At 67.0% G+C, this 24,845-nt stretch carries 19 protein-coding genes and 2 pseudogenes; 9 read left to right on the top strand and 12 right to left on the bottom strand.

The features are described from left to right. Positions 1–14 precede the first annotated feature (14 nt). The 4 genes from KZ686_RS06900 to KZ686_RS06885 all read left to right on the top strand — a co-directional run bounded on the left by KZ686_RS06900 (position 15) and on the right by KZ686_RS06885 (position 6,065). On the top strand, positions 15–3,302 hold the full coding sequence (locus KZ686_RS06900; RefSeq protein WP_265633308.1) for an efflux RND transporter permease subunit: 3,288 nt from the start codon (positions 15–17) through the stop codon (positions 3,300–3,302). Between the two features lie 176 nt (positions 3,303–3,478). After that, positions 3,479–4,132 carry a protein-L-isoaspartate O-methyltransferase family protein gene (locus KZ686_RS06895; RefSeq protein WP_149317759.1) on the top strand — a complete coding sequence of 218 codons (654 nt, stop codon included), beginning with the start codon at positions 3,479–3,481 and terminating at the stop codon, positions 4,130–4,132. Positions 4,133–4,145: 13 nt separating this feature from the next. Then, positions 4,146–4,472 (top strand): rhodanese-like domain-containing protein, encoded by a 327-nt coding sequence (locus KZ686_RS06890; protein ID WP_265633307.1) that lies wholly within the window; start codon positions 4,146–4,148, stop codon positions 4,470–4,472. Between the two features lie 198 nt (positions 4,473–4,670). After that, positions 4,671–6,065 carry a TolC family outer membrane protein gene (locus KZ686_RS06885; RefSeq protein WP_149318003.1) on the top strand — a complete coding sequence of 465 codons (1,395 nt, stop codon included), beginning with the start codon at positions 4,671–4,673 and terminating at the stop codon, positions 6,063–6,065. 165 nt (positions 6,066–6,230) lie between these two features. Here KZ686_RS06885 and KZ686_RS06880 read toward each other — a convergent pair whose 3' ends face one another. The 4 genes from KZ686_RS06880 to KZ686_RS06865 form a co-directional block, all read right to left on the bottom strand. Next, the gene (locus KZ686_RS06880; RefSeq protein ID WP_265633306.1) at positions 6,231–7,100 is read right to left on the bottom strand and encodes an META and DUF4377 domain-containing protein; all 870 of its coding nucleotides are present in this window, start codon (positions 7,098–7,100) and stop codon (positions 6,231–6,233) included. Positions 7,101–7,273: 173 nt separating this feature from the next. Further along, positions 7,274–8,656: a lipid IV(A) 3-deoxy-D-manno-octulosonic acid transferase gene (gene waaA, locus KZ686_RS06875; protein WP_265633428.1), complete on the bottom strand. Its 1,383-nt coding sequence runs from the start codon at positions 8,654–8,656 to the stop codon at positions 7,274–7,276. 2 nt (positions 8,657–8,658) lie between these two features. Next, positions 8,659–9,699 carry a lipopolysaccharide heptosyltransferase I gene (waaC, locus tag KZ686_RS06870; protein WP_226108627.1) on the bottom strand — a complete coding sequence of 347 codons (1,041 nt, stop codon included), beginning with the start codon at positions 9,697–9,699 and terminating at the stop codon, positions 8,659–8,661. A gap of 70 nt (positions 9,700–9,769) precedes the next feature. Beyond that, on the bottom strand, positions 9,770–11,155 hold the full coding sequence (locus tag KZ686_RS06865) for a phosphomannomutase/phosphoglucomutase (RefSeq protein ID WP_265633305.1): 1,386 nt from the start codon (positions 11,153–11,155) through the stop codon (positions 9,770–9,772). Between the two features lie 369 nt (positions 11,156–11,524). Here KZ686_RS06865 and KZ686_RS06860 point away from each other — a divergent pair, with 369 nt between their 5' ends. The 5 genes from KZ686_RS06860 to KZ686_RS06840 all read left to right on the top strand — a co-directional run bounded on the left by KZ686_RS06860 (position 11,525) and on the right by KZ686_RS06840 (position 17,725). Further along, positions 11,525–12,736, top strand: a complete 1,212-nt coding sequence (locus tag KZ686_RS06860; protein ID WP_265633304.1) for a glycosyltransferase family 4 protein — start codon at positions 11,525–11,527, stop codon at positions 12,734–12,736. A 10-nt stretch (positions 12,737–12,746) separates the two neighbouring features. After that, positions 12,747–14,063 (top strand): exopolysaccharide biosynthesis polyprenyl glycosylphosphotransferase, encoded by a 1,317-nt coding sequence (locus tag KZ686_RS06855; RefSeq protein WP_223819792.1) that lies wholly within the window; start codon positions 12,747–12,749, stop codon positions 14,061–14,063. A gap of 155 nt (positions 14,064–14,218) precedes the next feature. After that, a complete protein-coding gene (locus KZ686_RS06850) occupies positions 14,219–15,349 on the top strand; it encodes a glycosyltransferase (protein ID WP_265633303.1) in 1,131 nt (376 codons plus the stop codon). After that, the gene (locus KZ686_RS06845; protein ID WP_265633302.1) at positions 15,349–16,617 is read left to right on the top strand and encodes a lipopolysaccharide biosynthesis protein; all 1,269 of its coding nucleotides are present in this window, start codon (positions 15,349–15,351) and stop codon (positions 16,615–16,617) included. Before KZ686_RS06850 ends, KZ686_RS06845 begins: the two co-directional genes overlap by 1 nt. Then, positions 16,607–17,725: a glycosyltransferase family 4 protein gene (locus tag KZ686_RS06840; protein WP_265633301.1), complete on the top strand. Its 1,119-nt coding sequence runs from the start codon at positions 16,607–16,609 to the stop codon at positions 17,723–17,725. The genes KZ686_RS06845 and KZ686_RS06840 overlap by 11 nt, the downstream gene beginning before the upstream one ends. On the opposite strand, the gene KZ686_RS06835 is transcribed toward KZ686_RS06840, so the two are convergent. The 8 genes and pseudogenes from KZ686_RS06835 to KZ686_RS06800 all read right to left on the bottom strand — a co-directional run bounded on the left by KZ686_RS06835 (position 17,703) and on the right by KZ686_RS06800 (position 24,830). Further along, on the bottom strand, positions 17,703–18,821 hold the full coding sequence (locus KZ686_RS06835; RefSeq protein ID WP_265633300.1) for a glycosyltransferase family protein: 1,119 nt from the start codon (positions 18,819–18,821) through the stop codon (positions 17,703–17,705). The genes KZ686_RS06840 and KZ686_RS06835 overlap by 23 nt on opposite strands. Position 18,822: 1 nt before the next feature. Next, positions 18,823–19,926, bottom strand: coding sequence for a non-hydrolyzing UDP-N-acetylglucosamine 2-epimerase (wecB, locus tag KZ686_RS06830; RefSeq protein WP_265633299.1), 1,104 nt, complete (start codon positions 19,924–19,926; stop codon positions 18,823–18,825). Positions 19,927–19,974: 48 nt separating this feature from the next. Next, positions 19,975–20,892 (bottom strand): UDP-galactopyranose/dTDP-fucopyranose mutase family protein, encoded by a 918-nt coding sequence (locus KZ686_RS06825; protein WP_322784912.1) that lies wholly within the window; start codon positions 20,890–20,892, stop codon positions 19,975–19,977. 31 nt (positions 20,893–20,923) lie between these two features. After that, positions 20,924–21,835 (bottom strand): annotated as a pseudogene (locus KZ686_RS06820) (IS3 family transposase); the annotation flags it as partial. Between the two features lie 10 nt (positions 21,836–21,845). Then, a protein-coding gene (locus KZ686_RS06815) for an IS5-like element ISJp4 family transposase (protein WP_086004422.1) occupies positions 21,846–22,663 on the bottom strand; the annotation gives its coding sequence in 2 pieces (ribosomal slippage) (positions 21,846–22,315 and positions 22,315–22,663; 819 coding nt in all). Between the two features lie 77 nt (positions 22,664–22,740). Next, positions 22,741–23,007 (bottom strand): annotated as a pseudogene (locus tag KZ686_RS06810) (transposase); the annotation flags it as partial. Positions 23,008–23,044: 37 nt separating this feature from the next. After that, positions 23,045–23,302, bottom strand: coding sequence for an NAD(P)-binding protein (locus KZ686_RS06805; RefSeq protein ID WP_322784911.1), 258 nt, complete (start codon positions 23,300–23,302; stop codon positions 23,045–23,047). Positions 23,303–23,312: 10 nt separating this feature from the next. Next, a complete protein-coding gene (locus KZ686_RS06800) occupies positions 23,313–24,830 on the bottom strand; it encodes a glycosyltransferase (RefSeq protein ID WP_265633298.1) in 1,518 nt (505 codons plus the stop codon). Positions 24,831–24,845 lie beyond the last annotated feature (15 nt).

The following is a 24,845-nucleotide window of genomic DNA, read 5'->3' as shown; positions in this document are numbered from 1 at the left end:
GCGGAGCGCCCGATATGTGGTTCACGCGTCTGTCGATCCGCAACCCGGTGATGGCCACCATGATGATGCTGGCCTTCATCGTGATCGGGCTGTTCTCCTACCAGCGGCTGCCGGTCGACCAGTTTCCCGACATCACCTTCCCGATCGTCGTGGTGCAGACCGAGTACCCGGGCGCGCCGCCCGAGTCGGTCGAGTCCGATGTCACGCGCAAGGTCGAGGAGATCGTCAATACGATCTCCGGCATCGACGAGATCTTCTCGCACTCGTACCAGGGCACCTCGGTGGTCGTGATCAAGTTCGACCTGAGCGTCGACGTGGCCCAGGCCGCGCAGGACGTGCGCGACAAGATCGCGCTGATCCGGCCGCAGTTCCGCGACGAGGTCGAGGAACCGCGCGTGCTGCGCTACGACCCGTCCGACGCGCCGATCTTCCATCTGTCGGTATCGAACGCCCCCGGCTCCGCGCGCAGCCAGCGCGAGCTGACCACCATCGCCGACCAGATCGTGCGCAAGCGGCTGGAGACGGTGCGCGGCGTCGGCGCGATCAGCATCGTCGGCGGCACCAAGCGCGAGATCGAGATCCGCATCCGGCCGGCCCAGCTGGAGGCGCTGGGCATCGGCGTCGACCAGGTGATGACCGCGATCCGCAACGAGAACCAGGAGCTGCCGGCGGGCGAGCTGCGTTCCTCGGCGACCGAGACCGTGGTGCAGATCAAGGGCCGGGTGGTCGATCCGGCCGCGTTCAGGCAGATCATCGTCGCGCGGCGCGGCAATCAGCCCGTCACGCTCGAGCAGGTGGCCGAGGTGCGCGACGGCGAGCAGGAGCAGGAGAGCCTGGCCCTGCTCGGCGGCAAGCGCGCGCTGTTCCTGTCGGTGGTCAAGGCGCAGGGGCAGAACACCGTCGATACGGTGGACGGCCTGGTCCGCATGACCGACGAGGTGCGCAAGCTGGTGCCGGCCGGCGTGCAGCTGACCGTGATCAACGACAGCGCGCGCGGCATCCGGCGCAGCGTCGACGAGGTCCGCTCGACGCTGCTCGAAGGCGCCTTCCTGACGGTGGCGATCGTCTTCCTGTTCCTCGGCTCGTGGCGCAGCACGGTGATCACCGGCCTGACGCTGCCGATCGCGCTGATCGGCACCTTCGGCGTGATGTACCTGTTCGGCTTCACGCTGAACGTGATCACGCTGATGGCGCTGTCGCTGTGCGTCGGCCTGCTGATCGACGACGCGATCGTCGTGCGCGAGAACATCGTGCGGCACAACCTGATGGGCAAGAACCACCGCGCCGCGGCGCTGGATGGCACCGAGGAAATCGGTCTGGCGGTGCTGGCGACGACCTTCTCGATCGTCGCGGTGTTCCTGCCGGTCGGCTTCATGGGCGGCATCATCGGGCGCTTCTTCCATCAGTTCGGCATCACCGTGGTGGCCGCGGTGATGATCTCGATGTTCGTGTCGTTCACGCTGGACCCGATGCTGTCGTCGGTCTGGCACGATCCCGACCTGCACGGCACCGGCAACAAGCGCAGCTGGTACGGGCGCAGCATCGGCCGGCTGCTGGACTGGTTCTCGGCGCGGATGGACGCGCTCGGCCACGGCTATGGCGCGATGCTCGGCTGGGCGCTGAAACACCGGCTGGCCACCGCGCTGATCGCCGTGGTGACCTTCTTCGGCAGCTTCGCGCTGGTGCCGCTGATCGGCACCGAGTTCGTGCCCAACGCGGACCTGGGCGAGACGCAGATCGGCTTCACCACGCCGGTCGGCACGGCGCTCGAGGTCACCGAGGCCAAGGTGCGGCAGGTCGAGGCCGCGCTGCGCGAATTCCCGGAAGTGGCCTACACCTACGCCACCATCAACGCCGGCAATACCTCGGGCCGCAACAACGCGCTGGTGTCGGTGCGGCTGGTCGACCGCAAGCAGCGCGCGCGGACCACCACGCAGCTCAATCCGCTGATCCGCGAGCGGATGAACCGCATCGCCGGCATCACGCTGACGATGGTCGGCATGCCCGATGGCGCCGGCGGGCAGAAGGCGATCCAGGTCTCGCTGCAGGGCGACGACCTGGGCGAGCTGAAGCGGCTGTCGGAGGAAGCGTCGCGCCGGATGCGGGCGATTCCGGGCCTGGTCGATCTGGATTCGAGCATGAAGGACGATCGCCCGACGGTGGAAGTGCGCATCCGCCGCGAGCTCGCCTCGGACCTGGGCATCGGCATCACGCAGATCGGCAACGCGCTGCGGCCGCTGCTGGCGGGCGACGCCATCAGCAGCTGGCGCGCGCCGGACGACGAGAACTACGACGTGCGCGTGCGGCTGCCGAAGGACGCGCGCACCGGCATGGCGGACCTGTCGGCGCTGATGATCGCCAGCACGCAGACCAACCCCGACGGTTCGCCCCGGATGGTGCCGCTGCGCCAGATCGCCGAGCTGGTGCCCACCACCGGCGCCAACCAGATCAGCCGCCGCGACCTGAACCGCGAGGTCGAGCTGACCGCCAATACCGCGGGCCGCTCGCAGGGCGAGGTCGCGCGCGACATCAAGCAGGCGCTCGACGGCATGACGTGGCCGGTCGGCTACAAGTACCGCTTCGGCGGCTCGACCAAGTCGATGAACGAATCGTTCGGCTATGCGGTGTCGGCGCTCGCGCTGGCGGTGATCTTCATCTACATGATCCTGGCCTCGCAGTTCGCCAGCTTCTTCCAGCCGATCGCCATCATGACCTCGCTGCCGCTGACGCTGATCGGCGTGTTCGCGGCGCTGCTGCTGTTCGGCTCGACGCTGAACATGTTCTCGATCATCGGCTTCATCATGCTGATGGGGCTGGTGACCAAGAACGCGATCCTGCTGGTCGACTTCGCCAACCAGGCGCGGCGCGGCGAGCACGGCAAGGCCCCGCTGTCGCGCGAGGCCGCGCTGGTCGAGGCGGCGCGCGTACGGCTGCGCCCGATCCTGATGACCACGCTGGCGATGATCTTCGGCATGGTCCCGCTGGCCTTCAGCCTCGGCGAGGGCGCCGAACAGCGCGCGCCGATGGGGCAGACCGTGATCGGCGGCATCATCACCTCGTCGATCCTGACGCTGGTGGTGGTGCCGGTGATCTACACCTACCTGGACGATCTTGGCGGCTGGCTGGCACGGCGCTGGCGGGGCAAGGCCGCGGCGGAGGGGACGCAGGGCGGGGCCGAGGCAGTGGCCCCGGCGGACCCCCGGCAGGACCACGAGCGAGGCCACGGCCAAGGCCACGTCCAAGGCCACGAGCCCGCCAACCCCGCCCGGCCTGCCCCCGGCCGACCGGCGAGCGCGGAATGACGCGCGGAATGACGGCCCGACCTGTCGGCCACAGGCGCCCGGCCCCCCGCTCCGGTCGGATGCCCCGGCGTCACGCCGGGGAGTTAAAATGTCGGGTTTGACGGAATTCCCCGGCCCCTGGCACCGCGCGGCCGGAACACGAAACAGATAGCGGTTGGCATAGCAAGGAAGGCAAGATGGACCTCGAAAAAGCCCGATTCAACATGATCGAACAGCAGATCCGGCCCTGGGACGTGCTGGATCAGGAAATCCTCGACCTGCTGGCCGTGGTCAAGCGCGAGCAGTTCGTGCCCACGGCGTACCAGGCGCTGGCCTTCGTCGATACGGAAATCCCGCTGCCGGGCGGCCAGAACATGCTGGCCCCGCGCGTCGAGGCCCGCGTGCTGCAGGAGCTGGGCGTGCGCAAGCACGAGAACGTGCTGGAGATCGGCGCAGGTTCCGGCTACATGGCGGCGCTGCTGGCCCATCGCGCCCGCCATGTGCTGACGGTCGACATCCGCCCCGAGCTGGCCGCGCTGGCCCGCGACAACCTGGCCAAGGCCGGCATCGTCAATGTCGAGGTCGCCGAGGGCAACGCCGCCGAAGGCTGGCCCGCCGGCGCCCCCTACGACGTGATCTGCATCTCCGGCTCGCTGCCGGTGGTGCCCGAAGCGATCCTGTCGCAGATCAAGGTCGGCGGCCGCATCGCCGCCTTCGTCGGCACGCTGCCGGTGATGGAGGCGCAGCTGATCACGCGCGTGTCCGACACCGAATACCAGACCGTCAATCTGTTCGAGACCGCGGTCGCCCCGCTGACCGGCGCCAAGGCGCCGTCGCGCTTCCAGTTCTGAGCCGGAAACCACCATGCAGCAGATTACCGCCACCGAGTTGTCCCAATGGCTGGGCGACGCCAGCCGCGCCAAGCCGGTGCTGCTGGACGTGCGCGAGGACTGGGAAGTCCAGACCTGCGCGCTGCCCGGCATCACGCATATCCCGATGGGACAGATCGTCGCGCGCGCGGCGGAGCTGGACCCGGACACCGAGGTCGTCTGCGTCTGCCATCACGGCGGCCGCAGCATGCAGGTGGCCAACTTCCTGGAGCGGCAGCACGGCTTCGGCAAGGTCTACAACCTGAGCGGCGGCGTGCATGCGTGGGCCGAGCAGGTCGATCCCGCGATGCCGAAGTACTGAGCGGACGCTAACCGTCGGCCGCGCCGCGTCCGACAACCTGGAGACGTCATGAGGTTTGCGCTGTGTCCCGCGCGGAGTGCCGCGCATGCTGTTGCGTCGAATGTTGCGTCGAATGGTGTGCCGATCGGTGTGTCGGATGCTCTGAGCGAGGGTCGGCGCGGCCGCCTTCCGCACGCGCCTTCGCGCGCCGCCTCCGGCGTGGCGCTGGCGCTGTGCCTGGCCGCCCTGCTGCCGCTTCCGGCCAGCGCGGCCGACCTGCTGCAGGTCTATCGCGAAGCGCAGTCCAACGACGCCCAGTTCGCCAGCGCGCGCGCCCAGCTTGCCGCCTCGCAGGAACGCCTGCCGCAGGGCCGCGCCGGCCTGCTGCCCCAGATCAACGGCGTGGCCGGTGTCACCCGTACCAAGATCGACCAGAGCGCGCCGATCGACGCCAACCGCTTCCTGAACAACAAGAACTGGGCGCTGCAGCTGACCCAGCCGCTGTTCCGCTGGGATCGCTGGGAAACCTACAAGCAGGGCGAACTGGCCGCGCTGGCGGGGGAAGTCACCTTCAGCCAGGCGCAGCTGGACCTGATCACGCGCACTGCGCAGGCATATTTCGACGTGCTGGCGGCGCAGGACAACCTGTATCTGGCCGGCGCGCAGAAGCGCGCGATCGCCGAGCAGCTCGAACAGGCCAAGCGCAATTTCGAGGTCGGCACCGCCACCATCACCGATACCAACGACGCGCAGGCCCGCTACGACCTCGCGGTCTCGACCGAGATCGCCGCGCAGAACGAGCTCGAAGTCCGGCGCGCGACGCTGCAGCAGATCACCGGCAGGCCGGTCGACGAACTGATGGGGCTGCGCCCCGCCGCCGATATCCCGGGTCCGCAGCCGGCCGACGTCAACCTCTGGGCCCAGCAGGCCGAACAGACCAACCCGCAGGTCAGCCTCGCCCGCTACAACCTGGAAACGGCGCAGCGCGAATACAACAAGGCGCGCGCCGGCCACCTGCCGTCGGTCGACCTGGTCGCCTCCTACGGCTATCAGGACTCGTCGGGCCTGATCCAGCAGCAGGTCAACGTCGCCAGCCGCTACAACAGCGCGCAGATCGGCGTGCAGCTGACCATTCCGATCTACGCCGGCGGCCAGATCCAGTCCCGTGCGCGCGAAACGCTGGCGCTGGCCGACCGCGCCGCCAGCGATCTCGAATTCGCGCGCCGCACCGCCGCGCAGAACGCGCGGCAGACCTTCTCCGGCGTGTCCAACGGACTGGCCCAGGTGCGCGCGCTGGAAGCGGCCGAACGCTCGGCGCAGACTGCGGTCGAGTCGAACCGGCTCGGCTACGAGGTGGGCGTACGCATCAACATCGACGTGCTGAACGCCGAGGCGCAGCTGTTCTCGACCCGCCGCGATCTCGCCCGCGCCCGCTACGACACCATCATGAACGGCCTGCGCCTGAAGGCCGCCACCGGCTCTCTCAGCGAAGACGACCTGGTGCAGATCAATACGCTGCTGACGCTGCCGCCGGGCTCGATGTACAAGCTGCCCGAGCCGCCGAAGGCCGCCGCGCCGGGCGCGAAGCCGGCGCGGACGGCAAAGCGCGGCTAGCGCAAATCGATCCACGGCCATCGGTGCAATGCCGATGGCCGAATTCCTTCCGTTCGCGCCGCATCGGCAAAGGGGCGATCCCCTCCCTCTCGCGATTCAATCCGCCATGGGCGTGCGCGCCGCCGGGGAGAGGGGGTTCTCCCCATCGGTAAATCCTGCTTGCCTTCAATTCACCCGCGTACGCCGCTGTACCTCCAGCAGCTCCCAGCGGATCGCGGACGCATCGGCCGGGGGATTGGGCACGCGGTACTCGCGCACGCGCAGCGTGTAGGCGATGCCGGGCTCGAAATCGAGCCCTTCGATCGGCCCGTACCACAGCTGCCAGGGGGCGTTGGGATCGTCGCGGACGCGATAGCAGGTCTGCTTGCCGACGCCGGTGCATTCGACGCGCTGCGAATCCACATAGACGGTCTTCTCGACGCCCGACGCGGCGGCCTGGCCCTGGCCCGTCTGCCCCGACTGGCCTTGCTGGCCCTGCCCTTGCTGCCCATCGAGCCGATCGCCGCGGCGGCCCACGCCCTCGCGTTCGACGAAATGCAGCAGATCGCCATCGGCGGTCTTCCAGATGATCTGGCGGCCAGTGGAGCCCGCCGACGGCTGCGTGCCGACCGTCGTAAACGGCGACTGCATCGCCTTCAGCAGGCTGTTCTCCACCTCCATCAACGGCGGCGGACAGGCGCGGCGCGTGCTGGCGACGCGATCGAAGCGCATGCCGCTGTCGGTCTTGCCATAGCTGCCCGTCATGCGATTGCAGCCGGTGTTGCCGGTGACCGTGCCCTGCGCCGCGTCGATGCCGGCGTTGAACTCGAACAGCACCGGCTCGCCGTTATCGCCATGCGGGATCTGTTTCAGCGAGCCGTCCGGCATCTGCCAGCGCACCAGCTCCCAGCGGCTGGGGCCGCCGGGCCGGGTCTCGCTCAGGGTCGGCGTCGCCGACGGCGAATCGGGCGCCGGCGCGGTGACGCAGCCGGACATCGCGGCACCAAGCAGCGCTGCGGCCGCGGCTGCGGTACCCATGCGGAAGGACAGGGACATCGGTTCGCTCCTCGAGTTGGCGGGATGCATCGACGACGATGATGCGTCCCGAAGCAAAGAGAGTGCCGGACGCACCCACAAGGTGACGCCACGGAGGACGCCACAGGGACGCCACAGGGACGCCACAGGGGGACGCCCGGCAAGTGTACGCAATCGATTTGACGCAGCCGGGATCAGCGAGTGCCCCGGCTTTCCGCCGGGGCCGGCCCATCGGCGGCGTCGCCGGCCTTGCCCGGGGCGGCCGGCGCAGGCAGCGCGGGCACCAGCGCCTCGACCGTGCGCGCGGTGGCGCCGCGATGCTCGCCGGCGAAGGCGCGGGCCTGCGTCTGCATGCGGGCGAGCCGTTCGCGATCGGACAGCAGCACCGCGGCGGTATGCATCAGCTGCTCGGCGCTGTCGACGCGCAGGCAGGCGCCCGCGGCAATCGCATCGTCGGTGGCCTGGGCAAAGTTGAAGGTATGCGGGCCGATCAGCACCGGCGTGCCGACGGCGCAGGCCTCGATCAGGTTCTGGCCGCCCAGCGGCAGCAGGCTGCCGCCGATAAAGGCGACATCCGATGCCGCAAAATACATGGCCATTTCGCCCATCGAATCGCCCAGCAGCACGTCGGCCTCGATGGGCTGATCGAGCCCGTCCTCGCCCAGTGCACTGCGGCGCTGCAATGTGAAGCCGGTCTGCGTGACCATCGCCGCCACCGCATCGAAGCGTTGCGGATGGCGCGGCACCAGCAGCAGCGCCGGCGGACGCGCCGTGTCCGAACCCTGGTCCCACACCTCGCCGCACAGCTTGCGCCAGCGCGACAGCGCGTCGAGCAGCATCGCCTCCTCGCCCTCGCGCGTGCTCGCCGCCGCCAGCACCGGCCGCGTGCCGAAGGCCCGGCGCAGCCGTCGTCCGCGTTCGATCTGCTCGTCCGATGGCTGCATGTCGAACTTCAGGTTGCCGGTCACGCGCACCGCCGCCACGCCCAGCGCGCGAAAGCGCTCGGCATCGGCCTGGGTCTGCGCCAGTACCTCGGTGAAGTCCGCATACATCGCCGCCGCAGCGCGCCCGAAGCGGGCGGTACGGCGAAAGCTGCGCGGCGACAGCCGGGCATTGACCAGATACAGCGGCACGCCGGCCAGGCGCGCGCCGCGCACAAGATTCGGCCAGACCTCGGTCTCCATCAGCATGCCGGCCTCCGGCCGGAAATGCGCCAGGAAACGCCGCACCAGCGCCGGCACGTCGTACGGCAGGTAGCACTGCACCAGCCGCAGCTCCTTGCCGAACAGCTCGGCGCCGGTCTGCCGGCCGGTCGGGGTCATATGGGTCAGCACGATGCGATGGCCGGGATAGGCCGCCAGCAGCCGCGCGATCAGCGGCTGCGCGGCGCGCGTCTCGCCAACGGAGACCGCATGGACCCAGATCCAGGGGCCTTGCCTCGGCAGCGCGTCGTAGCGTCCGAGCCGTTCGCCGACATGCCGCAGATAGCCGGGCTCCTTGCGCGCGCGCCACGCCAGCCGCGCCAGCGCGGCCGGCAGGATCAAACCCCAGGCCAGGTTGTACAGAACACGCAACAGCATCAGCCTTCCCGTCCGAGCCCACGCACGCGGCGCGCCGCCGCGTGGACTTCCTCGACCGTCGGCGCCTCGCCGTCGTCGCCGACATTGGCGATGCGTGGCGACCAATAGCCCTCGGTCTTCCAGCGCCAGGTCGCGGTATAGATTTCAACGGTCGGCCGGCACAGCGCCGCGGCGATATGCACCAGCCCCGTGTCGACGCCGACCACCAGTTCGGCGCGATTGATCAGGCCGAAGCCCTGCATCACCGTGAAGCGCGGCAGCACGCGCGAGCCCGGCACGCCCGCGGCGATGCGCTCGGCGGCATGCCGCTCGGCCTCGTTGCCCCAGGGCAGCATCACCGCCAGCCCCTCGGCGAACAGGCGCCGGCCCAGCTCATGCCAGTGCTCCAGCGGCCAGCGCTTCTTCGCGCCGGCGGTCGCATGGAAGCAGACCGCGTAGCGGGTCGGCAGATCGGACCACAGCGGGTCGTTGGCATGCAGCACGCGCGCCTCGTCGCCGAAGAAACGCGGCGGCTCGGCCGGGGCGACGCCGGTCAGCGCGGCACCGAGCAGGCGCGAGCGACGAACGGAATGGGTCTGCAGCGGGACCTGGATCGGATCGGTGTAGAACAGCCGCGCCGCCGGCTCGTACCCCGAGCCCTGCGTCGCATTGGCGAGTCCGATCACCGGCGCGCCCGCATGGCGGCGCGCGATGCGCGAGACCACCGCGGTCTTCAGCAGCCCCTGCGTCTCGATCACCGCGTCGTAGGCGTCCTCGCGCAGCGCGCGGCGGAACGCGCCCAGCTCGGTCCACACCGCGCCCGAGAACAGGCCCTTGCGCCAGCGCCGCAGCGCGAACGGAATCACGCGCCGCACCTGCGGCAGCAGGCGCACCAGTTCGACATAGCCCTCCTCGACCACCCAGTCGATCTCGCAACCGGGCCAGCGCGCGCGCAGATCGTGGATCAGCGGCATGTTGTGCACGACGTCGCCGAGGGAGGACACCTTGACCACCAGGATGCGCGGCCGCTCCGGCATGCGCACGCCCAGCGGGCGCGGCATGCCGGCGGTCTCGATCGCCTCGGGGGCGGCGCTGTCCTGCAACGGTACTGCCGGATCGACCGGCATCCGCTCAGAACGGCAGCTGGGCATCCGGCTTCTCGGCCAGGATCACGCGCTTGAACTCCGCCTGGATGCGGGCCAGCGCGGCGTCGTTATCGGCCTCGAAGCGCATCACCACCACGGGCGTGGTGTTCGACGGGCGGGCCAGCCCGAAACCGTCGGGGTATTCGACGCGCACGCCGTCGATCGTGATGACCTCGCGCGCGCCCTCGAACTTCGCATTGGCGCGGATCTTGTCGAGCAGCGTGAAGGGCTCGCCCTCGGCGCACTTGAGCTGCAGCTCGGGCGTGCAGATCGAATTGGGCAGCGCGTTCAGCACCGCGCTGGGATCGTCGTGCCGCGACAGGATCTCCAGCAGGCGCGCGCCGGTATAGAGGCCGTCGTCGAAGCCGTACCAGCGATCCTTGAAGAACACGTGGCCGCTCATCTCGCCGGCGATCGGCGCGCCGGTTTCCTTCAGCTTGGCCTTGACCAGCGAATGGCCGGTCTTCCACATCAGCGGCTCGCCGCCATGCTCGCGGATCCACGGGGCCAGCTTGCCGGTGCACTTGACGTCGTAGATGATCTGCTGGCCCGGATGGCGCGACAGGATCTCCTGCGCGAACAGCATCAGCTGGCGGTCGGGGAAGATGACCTGGCCGTCCTTGGTGACCACGCCGAGCCGGTCACCGTCGCCATCGAAGGCCAGGCCCAGCTCGTTGTCGGTCTCGCGCAGGCAGCGCATCAGGTCCTGCAGGTTTTCCAGATGGGCCGGGTCCGGATGGTGGTTGGGGAAGGTGCCATCCACGTCGCAGAACAGCTCGGTCACTTCGCAGCCCAGCGCGCGGAACAGGTCGCCGACGAAGGCGCCGGCCACGCCGTTGCCCGCATCGAGCGCGATCTTCATCGGCCGCGCCAGCTTGACGTCGCTGGCGATGCGGTCCAGATACAGCTGGCGGATGTCGACCTGCTGATAGGCCCCCGCGCCGCTGGCAAAGCGCTCGTCGACGATGCGCTGGCGCAGCCCCTGGATCTGCTCGCCGTAGATCGCCTTGCCGGCCAGCACCATCTTGAAGCCGTTGTAGTCGGGCGGGTTATGGCTGCCGGTGACCATGATGCCCGAGGTCGCCCGGCGGCCGGCGAGTTCGATATTGGTGCCGAAGTACACCATCGGCGTGGCGACCATGCCGAGGTCGATCACGTCCATGCCGGCGGCGCGCAGGCCCTCGACCAGCGCCGACAGCAGATCCGGTCCGGACAGGCGCCCGTCGCGGCCGACGACTACCGCGGTCTCGCCGGCCTCGGCGGCAGCGGAACCGAAGGACAGGCCAATGGCACGGGCGACGTCGCGAGTCAGGGTCTTGCCGACGATGCCGCGGATGTCGTAAGCCTTGAAGATGGAGGAGTCGATTTGCATGCAGCTTCCTGGAAGTGAAGGGAGCGGGCGCCCCGCCGCGGGCATGGAACCGCGGGACTTCGTGATCCCGCCATGTGCCCAGAACGGCGCGCCAAAACCTGTATTTTGCCGGATTGCGATCAGGCACGGCAGTTATAATCGGTTCGGCCGGGCAGTTCGGTGTCCTGACACACGCCATCGCACGCTCGATTTGCTGCGCCGCCCGCCGCCATTCCCGCCGCCATTCCGATATCGCGCCCTCCTGCCACCGTGCCCCTGTCGCCGCGCTCGTTTCCCCATTCTCCGGCGCGCCGGTCGCAGCGCCGGTCCCTGCGTTGGTCCTTGCGTTGGTCCTTGCGTTGGTCCCCGCGTTGCGCCGAACCCGAGCGCTTGCCTGCCTCCGCCTCGGCGGCGGACCTGGGACAGGCCGAGCGGGCCCGCATCGCCTACCTGATCACCAATTCGGAGATCGGCGGCGCGCAGGCCCATGTGGCCACGCTGCTGGAGGCATTGGGCGAGCGCGTGGAAGCGATCGTGCTGGCCGGCGGCGACGGTCCGCTGCTGCCGGCCGCCGAGGCATTGGGCGCGCGCACGGTCCGGCTGTCCCGGCTCGACAACGCGTTGTCGCCGCTGCGCGCGATCGCGGCGCTGCGCGAGCTGATGAAGGCGCTGCGGCAGGCCGATCCGGATCTGATCCACGCGCACAGCGCCAAGGCCGGCGCCCTGGGCCGCATCGCCGGCTGGCTGCTCGGCATCCCGGTCGTCTATACCGTGCACGGCTTCGGCTTCAAGCCGGCCGCGCCGCGCCGGCAACGGCTCGCCGCCCGCGTCGCGGAATGGTTGCTGGCCCCGCTGACCGCACGGCTGATCTGCGTGTCCGAGGCCGAGCGCGAACTGGCACGCAGCCTGCCGCTGCCCGCGCGGCGGATCGCGGTGATCCACAACGGCATTGGCGATGTCCCCGAGCGGGCCGAACCTGGCGCGCCGATGCATCGCATCGTGATGGTTGCGCGCTTTGCCGCCCCGAAACGGCCCGATCTGCTGATCCGCGCCTTCGCCAAACTCGCCGAGATGGCCGAGTCCGCCGAACGCGCCGAACCTGGCGATGGCGCGCTGGCCCGCTGCGAGCTGGTGATCGCCGGCGATGGCCCGCAATTGCCGGCCATGCGTGCGCTCGCGCAGCGTCTCGCTCCGGGCCGCGTGGTGTTCACCGGCAACGTCGCCGCGGTGCCCGCGCTGCTGGCCTCGGCGCAGGCCTTCGTGCTGGCCTCCGACCACGAGGGCTTTCCGCTGTCCATTCTCGAGGCGATGCGCGCCGGCCTGCCGGTGGTCGCCACCGATCTGCCCGGCATTCGCGAACAACTCGACGAGGGCCGTTGCGGGCTGCTGTGCGCGCCGGGCAGCGTGACGGCGCTGGCCGATGCGCTGACCCGCCTGGCCGGCGATGCCACGCTGCGCACGTCACTCGGCACGGCCGCACGCGAACGCTGGGCGCTGCATTATGGCGTGGCGGCGATGGCCGATGCGACCTGGTCGATCTACCGCGAACACCTGCCCAGCGCCACGCCGGCCAACGCGCCGCTCGCGCGGGACAGGGCCTGAGGCGATGCGTATGAACAAGGCATCGGGCACCGCCCGCCCCGCCCTGGCCATCCGCGCCCGCGGCTCCGAAACGATGCGCCGCGCCAGCCGTATGCTCGGCTGGGCCCTGCTCGGCCTGCTGCCGTTCGCGCTCAACATGGGACTGGCCGAGGCGGCGCATCAGGCCGGCTACGTGACGCACGTGTTCCCGCGCACGCTGCTGTGGTCGATCGCGCCTTACCTGCTCGCCTTCGTGCTGCTGCACCGCTCGCTGCATCTGCCGGCGATGGAAGGCAACAGCCTGGTCGGCCTGGCGGCGACGCTGCCCTTCGTCGCGCTGCTGTTCGCCTTCGCCGCCTTCCAGATCCCGTACTCGCGCGGCGCGCTGCTGCTCGGCTACCTGACCACGCTGGCGTGGATCTGGGCCGGCTACCGGCGCTATGTGCAGAACTACGTGCCGGTGTTCGGCTACACCGACCCCGCCGCCCTCGCGCAACTGCAGCAGCTGCTGGCGATGCCCGGCGCGCTGCCGCCGGGACGCACCCGCTTCGAGCCGATCGGCTCGATCGAGGAAGCGGTGCATTGCGACGGCCTGATGCTCGACCGCAGTGCCGCCGCCGATCCGGAACGGACCCGGCTGCTGGCGCGCTACAAGATGAGCCACGTGCGGATCTACTCGGTCGAGCGCGTGGGCGAGATGCTGACCGGCCGGCTCGGGCTCGACCATATCGACGAGAACTTCCTCGACGATCATGCCGCGCACTATTTCTACGGCTATCTGAAGCGCCTGATCGATGTGGCCACGGTACTGTGCCTGGCGCCGCTGGCGCTGCCCGCGGCGCTGGTGGTGGCGCTGGCGATCCGCCTGGACTCCCCCGGCCCGGCGCTGTTCCGGCAGAGCCGCGTCGGACTGCTCGGCAAGCCGTTCACGATGCTGAAGTTCCGCAGCATGGAAACTGCGCCGCAGGACACCGCGCGCTTTGCCGCCCGGCGCGATCCGCGCGTGACGCGCGTCGGCCGCGTGATCCGCAAATACCGGCTCGACGAGATTCCGCAGCTATGGAACGTGCTGACGGGCGACATGAGCCTGATCGGACCGCGTCCCGAGCAGGTGCCGATGGTCGAGCGCTTCGCCGACACGATCCCTTACTACCCGTACCGGCATCTGGTGCGGCCGGGGCTGTCCGGCTGGGCGCAGGTCCAGCAGGGCTATGCGGGCACGCACGAGGAGACCGTCACCAAGCTCAGCTACGACCTGTACTACGTCAAGCATTGCAGCTTCGCGCTGGACCTGCTGGTGGCGGTGAAGACGGTGCGGACGCTGCTGACCGGATACGGGGCGCGTTGATGCGGGCGCGTGAGCAAGGCGTGGCGCCGGTGCCGGGGCTGTCGCCGGATGCGGCCCGTTCGTTGGGCTCGACTGGCTCGCCGTTCGCGCCGGCTTCGTCCGCCTCGTCCGCCTCGTCCGCCTCCACGGAATCGCCGCAGTTGTCGCGATCGCCGATGCGCATTCTGCTGCTGACCACCGGCCTGCGCCTTGGCGGCGCAGAGCAGCAGGTCGCCGCGCTTGCGCGCCGCTTCGATGCACTCGGCCACGCGGTGGCGGTGGCCAGCCTGACGCCGGGATGCGAGGTCGCATTGCCGCCGGGCATCGAGACGTTGGATCTCGCCATGCGCAAGACGCCGTGGTCGATGGCGCGGGCCCTGCGGCAGATGCGCCGTTTCGTCCAGCACTGGCGGCCGGACGTCATCCACGCGCATATGGTCCATGCCAACCTGTTCGGCCGCGCCTTGATCGCGACCGGTCCGGCGCGCGCGATGCCGCCGCTGATCTGCACCGCGCACAGTGCCCGCGAGGGCGGCACGGCGCGCATGCTGGCCTATCGGCTGACCGATCGCTGGGCCGGCCTGACGACGCATGTCAGCGCCGAGGGCCGGGAAAGAATGATCACGGCTGGTGCGGTGCCGGCGGGGCGCATCGCGGTGATGCCCAATGGCATCGATACCGCACGGTTCCGGCCCGATGGCACGGCGCGGGCGCAGACGCGCTCGGCGCTGGGCCTCGATGCGGCCACCCCGCTGCTGCTTCATGTCGGACGACTCGTCCCCGAGAAGAACCAGGCTTTGCTGCTGGAGGCATTTGCCCGCCTGCCGTCGTCGCTTGCCTCCGCACAACTGCTGATCGCGGGCGACGGCCCCGAACGCGCCGCGCTGGAACGCCGCATTGCCGCCCTCTCGATCGGCGACCGCGTCCGTCTGCTCGGCACGCGCGCCGATATCCCGGCCCTGCTCAATGCGGCGGACGTGTTTGCGCTGTCGTCCGACATCGAGGGCATGCCGCTGGTCGTCGGCGAAGCGATGGCCTGCGGCTGCCCCGTAGTGGCGACCGATGCGGCCGGTGTCGCGCAGATGGTCGACGGCTTTGGCCAGGTCGTACCGCGCGGCGATGCCGACGCGCTGGCAGCCGCCCTCGCTCGCGCCCTGCGCGACGGACGCGGCGACATCGCACAGCAAGCGGCAAGGCATCGGCATATCGCGGATTCGCTCGGCCTCGAGGCCATCGCGGACCAATGGCTGGCCCGCTACGCCGCGCTTGCCGCTGCAAAGGCCCACGCACGCATGGGGACCGCCTGATGCGCAGACGCGTCGCCGGCAACCTGCTGTGGATGCTGACCGAGCGCGGGCTGCAGGTGGTCACCGGCATCGCCATCGTCGCGATGCTGGCGCGCGCGCTCGGCCCCGAAGGCTTCGCGCATTTCCAGTATGCCCAGGCCGTGGTCACGATCGCGGCGTCGGTCGCGCTGATCTGCGGCAGCGAAGTGGTGGTGCCGCGGCTGGTCGCCGATTCCGGCAGCACGGCGCAGCATCGCCTGCTGGCGCACGCCTTCGTGCTGCGCGCGTTCGGCGGCCTGCTCGGCTATGCGCTGATGTGCGGCTACCTGGCCGTGGCAGGCGCCGCCGCCGAGGTCTGGGCCGTGGCGCTGCTGCTCGGCATCGCCATCCTGCTGCGCGAACCGTTTGGCGTGGTCGGCGCCTGGATGCAGGCGCATACCAACAACCGGCCGGCCACCGTGTTCAGCCTGATTTCGCTGACCATCAAGGCCGGCATGGTGGCGCTGCTGTTCACCGCCGGCAGCCGCGCCGCACCGGCCTTCGCCAGCGCCTTCGCGGTCGAGGCGGTGGTGCTGGCGCTGCTGCTCGCCGGCTACTACCTGAGCCGCGTGCCGCACCGACGCATCGCGGTCGATTCCGCGCTGGCGGGTCAACTGCTGCGCGGCGGCACGCTGTTCTGGGCCAGCTTCATGATGATGATGGCCGCGCGCCGCGTCGATCAGCTGATCCTGCAGCCGCTGGTGCCGCTCGCAGACTTCGGCGCCTATGCCGCGACGATGCAGATCCTCGACAACTACGCGGCCGCGGCGACCATCATCGCGGCAGGCGCCGCGCCGGTCTATGTCTACGGGCAAGCGGATCCCGTGCTGGCACGACGCAATGTCGGACGCCTGGCGCTGCTGCTCGGCGCGGTGGGCCTGGCCGGCGCGGCGGTGATTGCCGCTGCCGCCGACTGGATCATCCATCTGCTCTACGGCGAACAGTTCGGCGCGGCCGTCGGGCTGCTGCGCGTCGCGGCATTCGCGACCGCGCTGGTGTTCGTCGATGTCGGCCTGACCCTGCTGCCGGTGTATCTGCGCAAGCCCGAATGGGTCGCGCTGAAATGGGCCGGCACGCTGGCGATGATCCTGATTTTCGACCTGATCGCGGTGCCGCGTTATGGCATCTGGGGTGCGGTCGCAGGGTATGCGTTGGCCAACGGATTCGCGGTCCTGATCGGGCTCGCGCTGTGGTGGCGCTGCCGGACGGCCACGTCGCTGCGGACGGCAAGGGCAGCGCATGAGCACTAAGCCGACCCTCTGCTTCCTGACCGGGACGCTGAACGCATTCGCCGGCGCCGAGCGCATGACCGCAGTGATCGCCAACGAGCTGGCGCGGCGCGGGTACACGGTGCATATCCTGAGCCTGTGGGACGCCGCGAGCTGCTTCGAACTCGAACCGGCGGTGCGACACGATGCGCTGTTCGCGCAGCGGCCTTCGTTCAAGACGCGGTACATGACGACCGTCCTCGGCATTCGTCGGTATCTGAAGCGGCATGAGATCGAGGTGTTGATCGAGGTCGATACGATGCTGACGTTGTTTACGCTGCCGGCATGCATGGGCCTCGGCGTGCGGCGCATCGCCTGGGAACATTGCAATTTCGACCAGGATCTCGGGCGACGGGCACGACGGCTGGCGCGGCGGCTGGCCGTCGGCACCTGCGAGCATGTCGTCGTCCTGACCCATCGTGATCGCCGCAAATGGGAAACCGCGCTTCGGTGCCGGAACGTCGTGGTCATTCCGAACGCGTTGCCGCTTCCCATGCCACGCGAGACGGTGCCGGCGACGTCGAATGTGGCCCTGGCGGTCGGGCGCCTCACCCATGCCAAAGGCTTCGACGTCCTGCTGCATGCATGGGCGCTCGTCCATCGACATTGTCCCGATTGGCGGCTCGATATCGTCGGCGATGGAGAGCTGCGCGATGAACTGGTGAGGCTGCGGGATGGACTGGGTCTGCAGCAATGCGTCCGCTTCCTGCCCGCACGAAAGGAGCTCGAACCCCTGTATCGGCAGGCGTCCCTGTTTTGCCTTCCGTCTCGTTATGAAGGCTTCGGGCTCGTGTTGCTGGAGGCCATGGCGTTCGGATTGCCCGTCGTGTCGACCGATTGCGAAACGGGGCCCAGGGAGTTGTTGAGCGGCCGCGAGGTGGCGATCGTCGTCCCTCCGGACGATGCCGCGGCCTTCGGTACCGCGGTTTGCACGCTCATTCGCGAGCCGAATCGCGCCATGGCAATGGGGCAAGCGGGCCGGGCATTCGCCGCGGGGTACGATGGACGCGAGATCGGCAAGCGATGGGCAACACTTCTTGCGGGGCCAGACGCGAAGGGCCGGAGTATCAGCCCCGCGTCCTCGATCTAAGCAGCGTGACCGCGTGGTTGAAGCGGCCCTGCCAATCGTGCTGCTCGCGGAACTGCGCGATGTCGCTTGCCGAGGGCGACTGACGGGTGGTTCGCGCCCACAGCGAGCGCCAATCCATGCCCTTTTCGATCCGTTCGGCCTGCCCGCCCTCGATACGACGCCGCATTTCTCCGAAGGCGGATGTCCACACGGGCACCCCAAGGGCCCGCAGTTCGTAGAACTTGATGGGATCGACCGATGCAGTCAGCGCGTTGATCTTGAATGGGATCAAACCGGCCGCAAAGGTCCGGCAATGTTCGATTGCTTCATGCATCGTGCATTCCGGAGAGACGCGAACGTTCGGGGGCAGGGACGGAACCCGGCTGCGTACCGGGCCGATCAACTGCACCTGTTGCTCCGGCAGGGCCCGCGCGAGTTCCACGACAAGGTCCCAATCGAACCACTCCCCCATGGTGCCGACAAATCCGATCGCGGCGCCGGCCCGGCGCGTACAGGCGTCGGCGGGCGGGAGTCTGCTCATGTCGTAGCCGTTCGGAACCACGTCCACCGCGGCTTTTCCCGCCGTCATCCTTAGAAATTTCTGTTTCAGGCCGGTGGCCGAGCAGATCACCACATCGACCATATCGGCGATCTGCCGCTCCACCCGGGACATGCTTCGACGCGATATCCCCTGGTAGAACAGCGGATAGTCGTCCATGGCATCAAGAAAACGGCATTTCGCGTCGAAGGTTCGCAAAGCGCGCACTGCCAGTTTGGATGGCCGGCCGACACCGACGACAGTCGGTCCTCGCAAGCAAAACTGCTCGCATCGCCGCCAGGCCGCCCTCCAGAAGAATTGATTGATCAGCTCCGAACCCGCAAGGGGCTCGATAGGAAGCCCGCCTGCCCGCTGTGTCGCAACGCGACTCACAGGGACATGCCGCGCAACGGATGCCTTGCCCAACAGCGCAAAGTCGGCAAGTCGCGGCAACCGTGTCGGATAAGGATCGACCCACAGCACTTCGGCGTCCACGTTCGTCACCATGTGGTGGACGAAATAATGGGGCCGCTGCCAGTAGCTGGCCATCGGAACCGGAGCGAAATAGAGCAGGCGCATGTTATCCGGCATAGCGCTCGCGCAGTACGTTGACGATGCGCTCGGCGGCGCGCCCGTCCCCGTATGGCGAGACACCGCGCGCCATTGCCGCATACGCAGTGGAGTCGTCGAGCAGCCGCTGCGTGTTCGACACGATTGCCTCGTAGTCGGCGCCCACCAGCTTGACGACACCCTGGACCACCGCCTCCGGGCGTTCGGTTTCCCTGCGCATCACCAGCACCGGCTTGCCCAGGGCCGGAGCTTCCTCCTGAACGCCGCCGGAGTCGGTCAGTATCAGATAAGCCTTCTTCATTGCCGCCACGAACGGCAAATAATCGAGCGGCTCGCACAGCGTGATGCGTGGATGCCCGCCGAGAATCTGGTGTGCGAGCGTATGGACGTTCGGATTCGGATGCACCGGATACAGAATCTCCACATCCGGGTTGCTGTTGGCGATATCGCGCACCGCGCAGAAGGTTTGTTTCATCGCCTCGCCGAAGTTCTCCCGGCGGTGCGAAGTGACAAGGATCAGGCGACGCCCTTCGCCGACCGCCGGCATTGCGCTATCGCAGCGGGCAGAGACATCGAGCAGGGCGTCGATCACCGTATTGCCGGTGACGTAAATCGCATTCTCCGGTATCCCTTCTCTCCTGAGGTTTTCGCTGGAACTGGTGGTCGGGCAGAAGTGCCATTGCGCGAGCCGCCCCGCCACCACACGGTTCATCTCTTCCGGGAAGGGATTTGCCATGTCCCCGGTTCGAAGCCCGGCTTCGACATGTCCAATTGGAATCCGGTGATAAAAGCAGGTAAGCGCGACAGCCATCACGGTAGTCGTATCGCCTTGCACCAGGACGGCCTCGGGCTTTTCGGCTTGCAGTGCATCGTCCAGATCGAGCAACAGTCTGGCGGTCAGCGTAGTCAGCGCCTGGTTGGGCCGCATGATGTCGAGGTCGATATTGGGCTCGATATTGAAGATCTTCAGAACCTGATCCAGCATGTGGCGATGCTGCGCGGTCGCCAATACCCGCACCTCGGCCCAGGGCTCCCTCGCGAGGGCCCGAATGACTGGGGCCATCTTGATGGCCTCGGGACGGGTACCCACCGCACAAAGGATCTTTCGTTTCATGGCAGGTCCGATACGAGAGGGATGGATAGTGGAGCGAACGCCGGTCGATCAGATCGGGTCGACCACGAACGCCGGCATCGCCTCGCCCGTGGTCGTGGTGGCGAGATATTTCTCCACCACGTCGAGCGCTTCGGCGATGGTCACGTGCATATCCAGATACCGATAGGTGCCCAGCCGGCCCACGAACGTCACGTTTCTTTCTGCTTGTGCTCTCCCGATGTATCGGGCCAGCTGCGCCTTTTCGTTGACCAGGCGGATCGGGTAGTAAGGCGTATCGCCCTCCTCGCACAAGCGGCTGTACTCCTTGAAGATCACGGTGGGCTCGTGGCTTTCCCACGGCGCAAAATGCTTGTGTTCGGAGATGCGTGTCCACGGCACCTCGATATCGCCGTAGTTGATGACCGCATTGCCCTGGTAATCGCCGTGATGGCGCTCTTCGGCAAAATCCAGGGTTCGGTATCCGAGCCGCCCTTCCGAATAGCCGAACCAGCCATCGATTGGTCCGCTGTAGAACAGGTGGCTGTATCCCCCTCCCATGTCGCGCGACAAGGGGGTATTCAGGTGCACCGTGATGGCGGGATGGTCGAGCATCTTCTCCACGATGTAGGTGTACCCGTTTCGAGGCATGCCCTGGAAATTGCTCGCGTAGTAGTTGTCGTCGTAGTTGAACCGGACCGGCAGCCGCTTGAGAATGCTGGCCGGCAGTTCGGACGGATGCATTCCCCATTGCTTCATGGTGTATCCCTTGAAGAAGGCCTCATACAGCTCGCGCCCCACGAAGCGCAGCGCCTGCTCCTCGAAGGTCTTCGGCTCGACAATGGTGGTGTCGGCCTGGGATTCGAGAAATGCCTGCGCCTGCGCCGGGGAGAACGTCTTGCCAAAAAACTGATTGATGGTGAGCAAGTTGACCGGTAGGGAATAGACACGCCCCTGCGTGATGGCCTTCACCCGGTTCGTGAATGGCATGAATTCGTCGAACTGCGGTGGTCAAGTTTTATCAGACAGTCGTTAAGGTGGTCTGGTTGAACTTGTCCTCGTAATCCTGCGGCGACTCATACCCCAGTGTCGAATGCAGACGCATGGGGTTATAGAAGCCAACGATGTACTGCATGATGTCGCGCCGGGCTTCGGCCCGGTCGGCGTAGCGGCGCTGCCACACGCGCTCCATTTTCAAGTTCAGGAAGAAGCGTTCGGCCACCGCGTTGTCCCAGCAGTCGCCCAGGCGGCTCATGCTGCAGACCATCCCGTGACGCGCCAGCAAGCTCTGGTACTCGTCGCTGGCGTACTGGCTGCCACGATCCGAATGCACGATCAGACCCGGCCCCGGCTTGCGGTGCGCAATGGCCATCTGCAACGCGCTTACCACCAGGGTGGACGGCATGGCCGCGGCCATGGACCAGCCCACGACCTTGCGGGAGTACAGGTCCAGCACCACCGCCAGGTACAGCCAGCCCTCTAGCGTGCGGATATACGTGATATCCGACACCCACGCCTGGTTGGGCGCCGCGGGTCTGAACTGTCGATCCAGCACGTTGCGCGCGACCGGCCGGTCGTGCCGGCTGTTGGTCGTTGCCACAAATTTGCGTTTCCACACCGGACGCAGATGGGCCTGACGCATCAGCGTGCGAGCGCGATACCGGCCGATCTTGACCCCTTGCCGGCTCACATCCCGCGCCACCCGCCGGCTGCCATAGGTGCGCCCGCTGGCCTCGAATGCGGCGCGCACGTACACCATCTGTCTGGTCCGCTTGGCGTCGCCACCGGGGCGGCGCAAGAACGCATAATAGCCAGCGCGGCTGACACCCAGCGCCAGGCAGGCGCGGCTCAGGGGAATGGCCTCCTTCTGCAAACCACTGACTGCGTGATACATCACTTCAGTTCGCGGGCGAAGAAGGCCGATGCCTTTTTTAGAGACTGTTTCAAAAAGACGGCTCAGCGCGCCTGAAGATGTTCCAGCAGACGAGAGAGCAGCCGAGTTTTAGGAACGCTTCGTGAATGTCGGCTCGACGTTCGAAGCGAATGCGAAGACGACGAAAGTTGTGAAGCCACGCGTGAGTACGTTCGACAACCCAGCGGAATTTGCCCAAGCCACTGCCGTGTTCTGTCCGGCGCTTGGCGAGCACCGGTTTGATGCCGCGCTCGCGAAGCCGCTGACGATGCGGCTCGGAGTCGTAGCCACGGTCTGCGTAGATGACTTTGGGCTTTTGAAGCGGGCGACCGCGCACGCCGCGAATTGGCGGGATCGCGTCGACGAGCGGCAGCAGTTGGGTGACGTCGTTGCGGTTCGCCCCGGTCAGGATTGCGCTGATGGGGACGCCATTTGCGTCGACGAGGATGTGATGCTTGGAACCTGGTCGCGAGCGATCCGTGGGGTTCGGACCAGTTTTTCGCCCGCCCCAACGGCTCGCACAGACGATGAATCGACGGCTGCTCGGGAGAAGTCGAGTTCGCCGGCCTCGCGTAACTTCGCCAGCAGTAGCTCGTGCAATCGCTTCCAAACGCCGGCCTTCTGCCAATCGCGCAAGCGCCTCCAGCAGGTCGGCCCCGACCCGAATCCCAACTTGGTCGACAGGTCGCACCAGCGTATGCCAGTCTTGAACACGAACAGGATGCCGTTCAGTGCAGCCCGGTTCGAAACCGGGAGCCGCCCTGGATATTTCTTGCGTCGCGGTTTCGGCGGCGGCAGCAAAGGTTCGATCAGTGCCCACAGTTCATCATCAATGATCGGCGCGCTCATCCCCTCGGTTCCAGTTGTTCAGATGGCCAAGGTTAACAGCTTGCCGAAAAGGTTAACAGCCCCCCGGGGCTCTTTTTGAAACGGTCTCTTAGGATCAGGTTGTCCTCCTTCAGGCGCCGGTTCTCTTCCTCCAGCTGACGGATGCGTTGCTGCTCCGGCGTCAGCGGCCTACCAATCCCCTTCTCGCCCTTGAGCTCGGCGTCGTACTGGGCCAGCCAGCGCCGTACGGCCGTCTCGCCAATGGCCATCGAGTGGCACACCTCGGCCACCGACAGGCCTTGATCCCGGATCATCCGGACCACCTCCAGCTTGAAGGCAGGGTCAAATTTGCGGCGTTGCTTCATGGTTCGGTCTTTTTCCTCGTCGATCGTGATTTTCCACTTATCGACCTGTCTGAGGAAATTGAACCACCGCAAACTGCTGGATGTATTTCCAGACCCGTTCGTTGCTCGTATGGAAGATGTGCGGGCCGTACTGGTGGATCATGATGCCGGTCTCGGAATCGCGTACCGCGTGGCAATTCCCCGCGACATGGTTCCTTGCCTCGAAGACCTCGATCTCGTACTCCCCTGTCAGTGCCAGTTCATGCGCGATCACTGCGCCCGACAGACCGGCACCCGCAACAGCGATCCTCTTCATGGCCGCTCCTTCAAAGGATGCGAAAGTTCCGATTCAGCTCGTTGCTGATCGCCCAGTTGGTGCGTTGCCACCACTGCATCAATTCCCGCTTCGCGGTGTCGTCATCGCTGTAGGTCAGGTAGAACCAGGCGTGATGAAAAGCGATGTTCAGCAGATAAGGCCGCCGCTCCGAACTCTCGGGCAATGACTCGTACAGCGAGATGATGTTTCGCAGGATCTTGTGGTTGTCTGGCGCGCGCTTGCGTGCCACGTCCGGCGCCACCGACTGTCCCGGCCTACCTATGTAGTAGCGGTAGAGCGCCAGATTCTCGTAAGAGACCTTCCGGATGAATTTCTGCGGGAAGGCGATATATTCCTGGTCCACATAGAACGACTTTTCCGTGATGCGGATGTCGTTGTCCTTCAACAAACTCGTGCGGTACGTGATGGCGTGCATGTGCGCGTAGGACAGGCTCGAGTTGTCGACCATCACCTGCCTGTAGAAGTCGGCCAACTCATAGACCTTCTCCTCCAGCCGTTCGGCATAGGAGACCAACTCACTGCGGCCACCGTCGAAGCTTCGCAGGTAGTTGGTGACCACCATGTCGGTGTCCACCTTTGCCAGATAGTGCATGTGCTCGGTGAGGTCGACCGGATCGAGCCAATCGTCGGCGTCGACAACCTTGAAATACTTGCCGGTTGCTTCGCGAATGCCGGCGTTGATGCATGAGCCGTGTCCGCCGTTCTCCTTGTCGATGACCCTGACGGTGCCCGGGTACTTTCTTTCGTACTTCCGCGCCAATTCCAACGAGCCATCCGTCGAACCGTCATTGACGACAATCACCTCCAGCCGGCCAAACTGGGAGGGCGCCACCATGCTTTCCATGCACCGTGGCAGCAGCGCCTCCATGTTGTAGGTCGGAACCACGACCGTAAGCAATGTTCCGTCCGTGGCCTGGACCATCGACAGCATGGACGTTTCGATTGCCTTGGCCCGGGATGCCCAGGTATTGGCCTCTGCGTCCCTGCGCAGCCTCGCGCGATGCTCCGGATCGTTCTTCAGCGTGAGGGCGTGGCCAACCTTGGCCACGAAGTCCTGCTCGTCGTCGGCGACCAGGCAGGATTCGTACTTGCGACACTCGTCCATGCCACTGGTCACCACGGGAATGCCCTGCGCCATGTACTCGAACATCTTCAATGGCGAGACGGACGTGGTCAGCTCGTACTCACGGAACGGTACGATCCCGGCATCGAAGAACCGCGAGAAATACTTGAGCCGGTGATATTTCTGGGCGGGCAGAATGTGGACGTTGGGAAGCTCGGAAATACGGCTCTGGGCAAAGGCGCCCTTTCCCCATTCGTAGTCGTAGCCGATCATCACGATGTTGACATCGGGACGGGCCTCGGACAGCACCTTGATCAGGTCATAGTTCATCCAGGCGGCAAAGCTGCCGTAGTAGCCCACGATCGGCTTGCCTTCGTCGACGATCGCCTGGATCTCCTCCGGAACCGGAGGGTTGTCTTCCAGCGTCCAGTCCTCGAGGCGCACGCCGTTCGGCGCGCA

This window comes from Cupriavidus cauae, assembly GCF_026210475.1.
Taxonomy (GTDB): Bacteria; Pseudomonadota; Gammaproteobacteria; order Burkholderiales; family Burkholderiaceae; genus Cupriavidus; species Cupriavidus cauae.
Note: the sequence above shows the minus strand (reverse complement) of the source record. Positions and strands in the feature narration are given on the sequence as shown.

Bases quoted from the DNA above. Each gene is read 5' to 3' on its own strand.
- waaC (WP_226108627.1), bottom strand. From the start codon at position 9,699: ATGCCGCGCCCGCTGGGCGTGCGCATGCCGGAGCGGCCGCGCATCCTG.
- wecB (WP_265633299.1), bottom strand. From the start codon at position 19,926: ATGAAACGAAAGATCCTTTGTGCGGTGGGTACCCGTCCCGAGGCCATC.
- KZ686_RS06840 (WP_265633301.1), top strand. From the start codon at position 16,607: ATGAGCACTAAGCCGACCCTCTGCTTCCTGACCGGGACGCTGAACGCA.
- KZ686_RS06880 (WP_265633306.1), bottom strand. From the start codon at position 7,100: ATGTCCCTGTCCTTCCGCATGGGTACCGCAGCCGCGGCCGCAGCGCTG.
- KZ686_RS06895 (WP_149317759.1), top strand. From the start codon at position 3,479: ATGGACCTCGAAAAAGCCCGATTCAACATGATCGAACAGCAGATCCGG.
- KZ686_RS06890 (WP_265633307.1), top strand. From the start codon at position 4,146: ATGCAGCAGATTACCGCCACCGAGTTGTCCCAATGGCTGGGCGACGCC.
- KZ686_RS06825 (WP_322784912.1), bottom strand. From the start codon at position 20,892: ATGCCATTCACGAACCGGGTGAAGGCCATCACGCAGGGGCGTGTCTAT.
- KZ686_RS06850 (WP_265633303.1), top strand. From the start codon at position 14,219: ATGCGCATTCTGCTGCTGACCACCGGCCTGCGCCTTGGCGGCGCAGAG.
- KZ686_RS06865 (WP_265633305.1), bottom strand. From the start codon at position 11,155: ATGCAAATCGACTCCTCCATCTTCAAGGCTTACGACATCCGCGGCATC.
- KZ686_RS06835 (WP_265633300.1), bottom strand. From the start codon at position 18,821: ATGCGCCTGCTCTATTTCGCTCCGGTTCCGATGGCCAGCTACTGGCAG.
- KZ686_RS06805 (WP_322784911.1), bottom strand. From the start codon at position 23,302: ATGAAGAGGATCGCTGTTGCGGGTGCCGGTCTGTCGGGCGCAGTGATC.
- KZ686_RS06845 (WP_265633302.1), top strand. From the start codon at position 15,349: ATGCGCAGACGCGTCGCCGGCAACCTGCTGTGGATGCTGACCGAGCGC.
- KZ686_RS06900 (WP_265633308.1), top strand. From the start codon at position 15: ATGTGGTTCACGCGTCTGTCGATCCGCAACCCGGTGATGGCCACCATG.
- KZ686_RS06855 (WP_223819792.1), top strand. From the start codon at position 12,747: ATGAACAAGGCATCGGGCACCGCCCGCCCCGCCCTGGCCATCCGCGCC.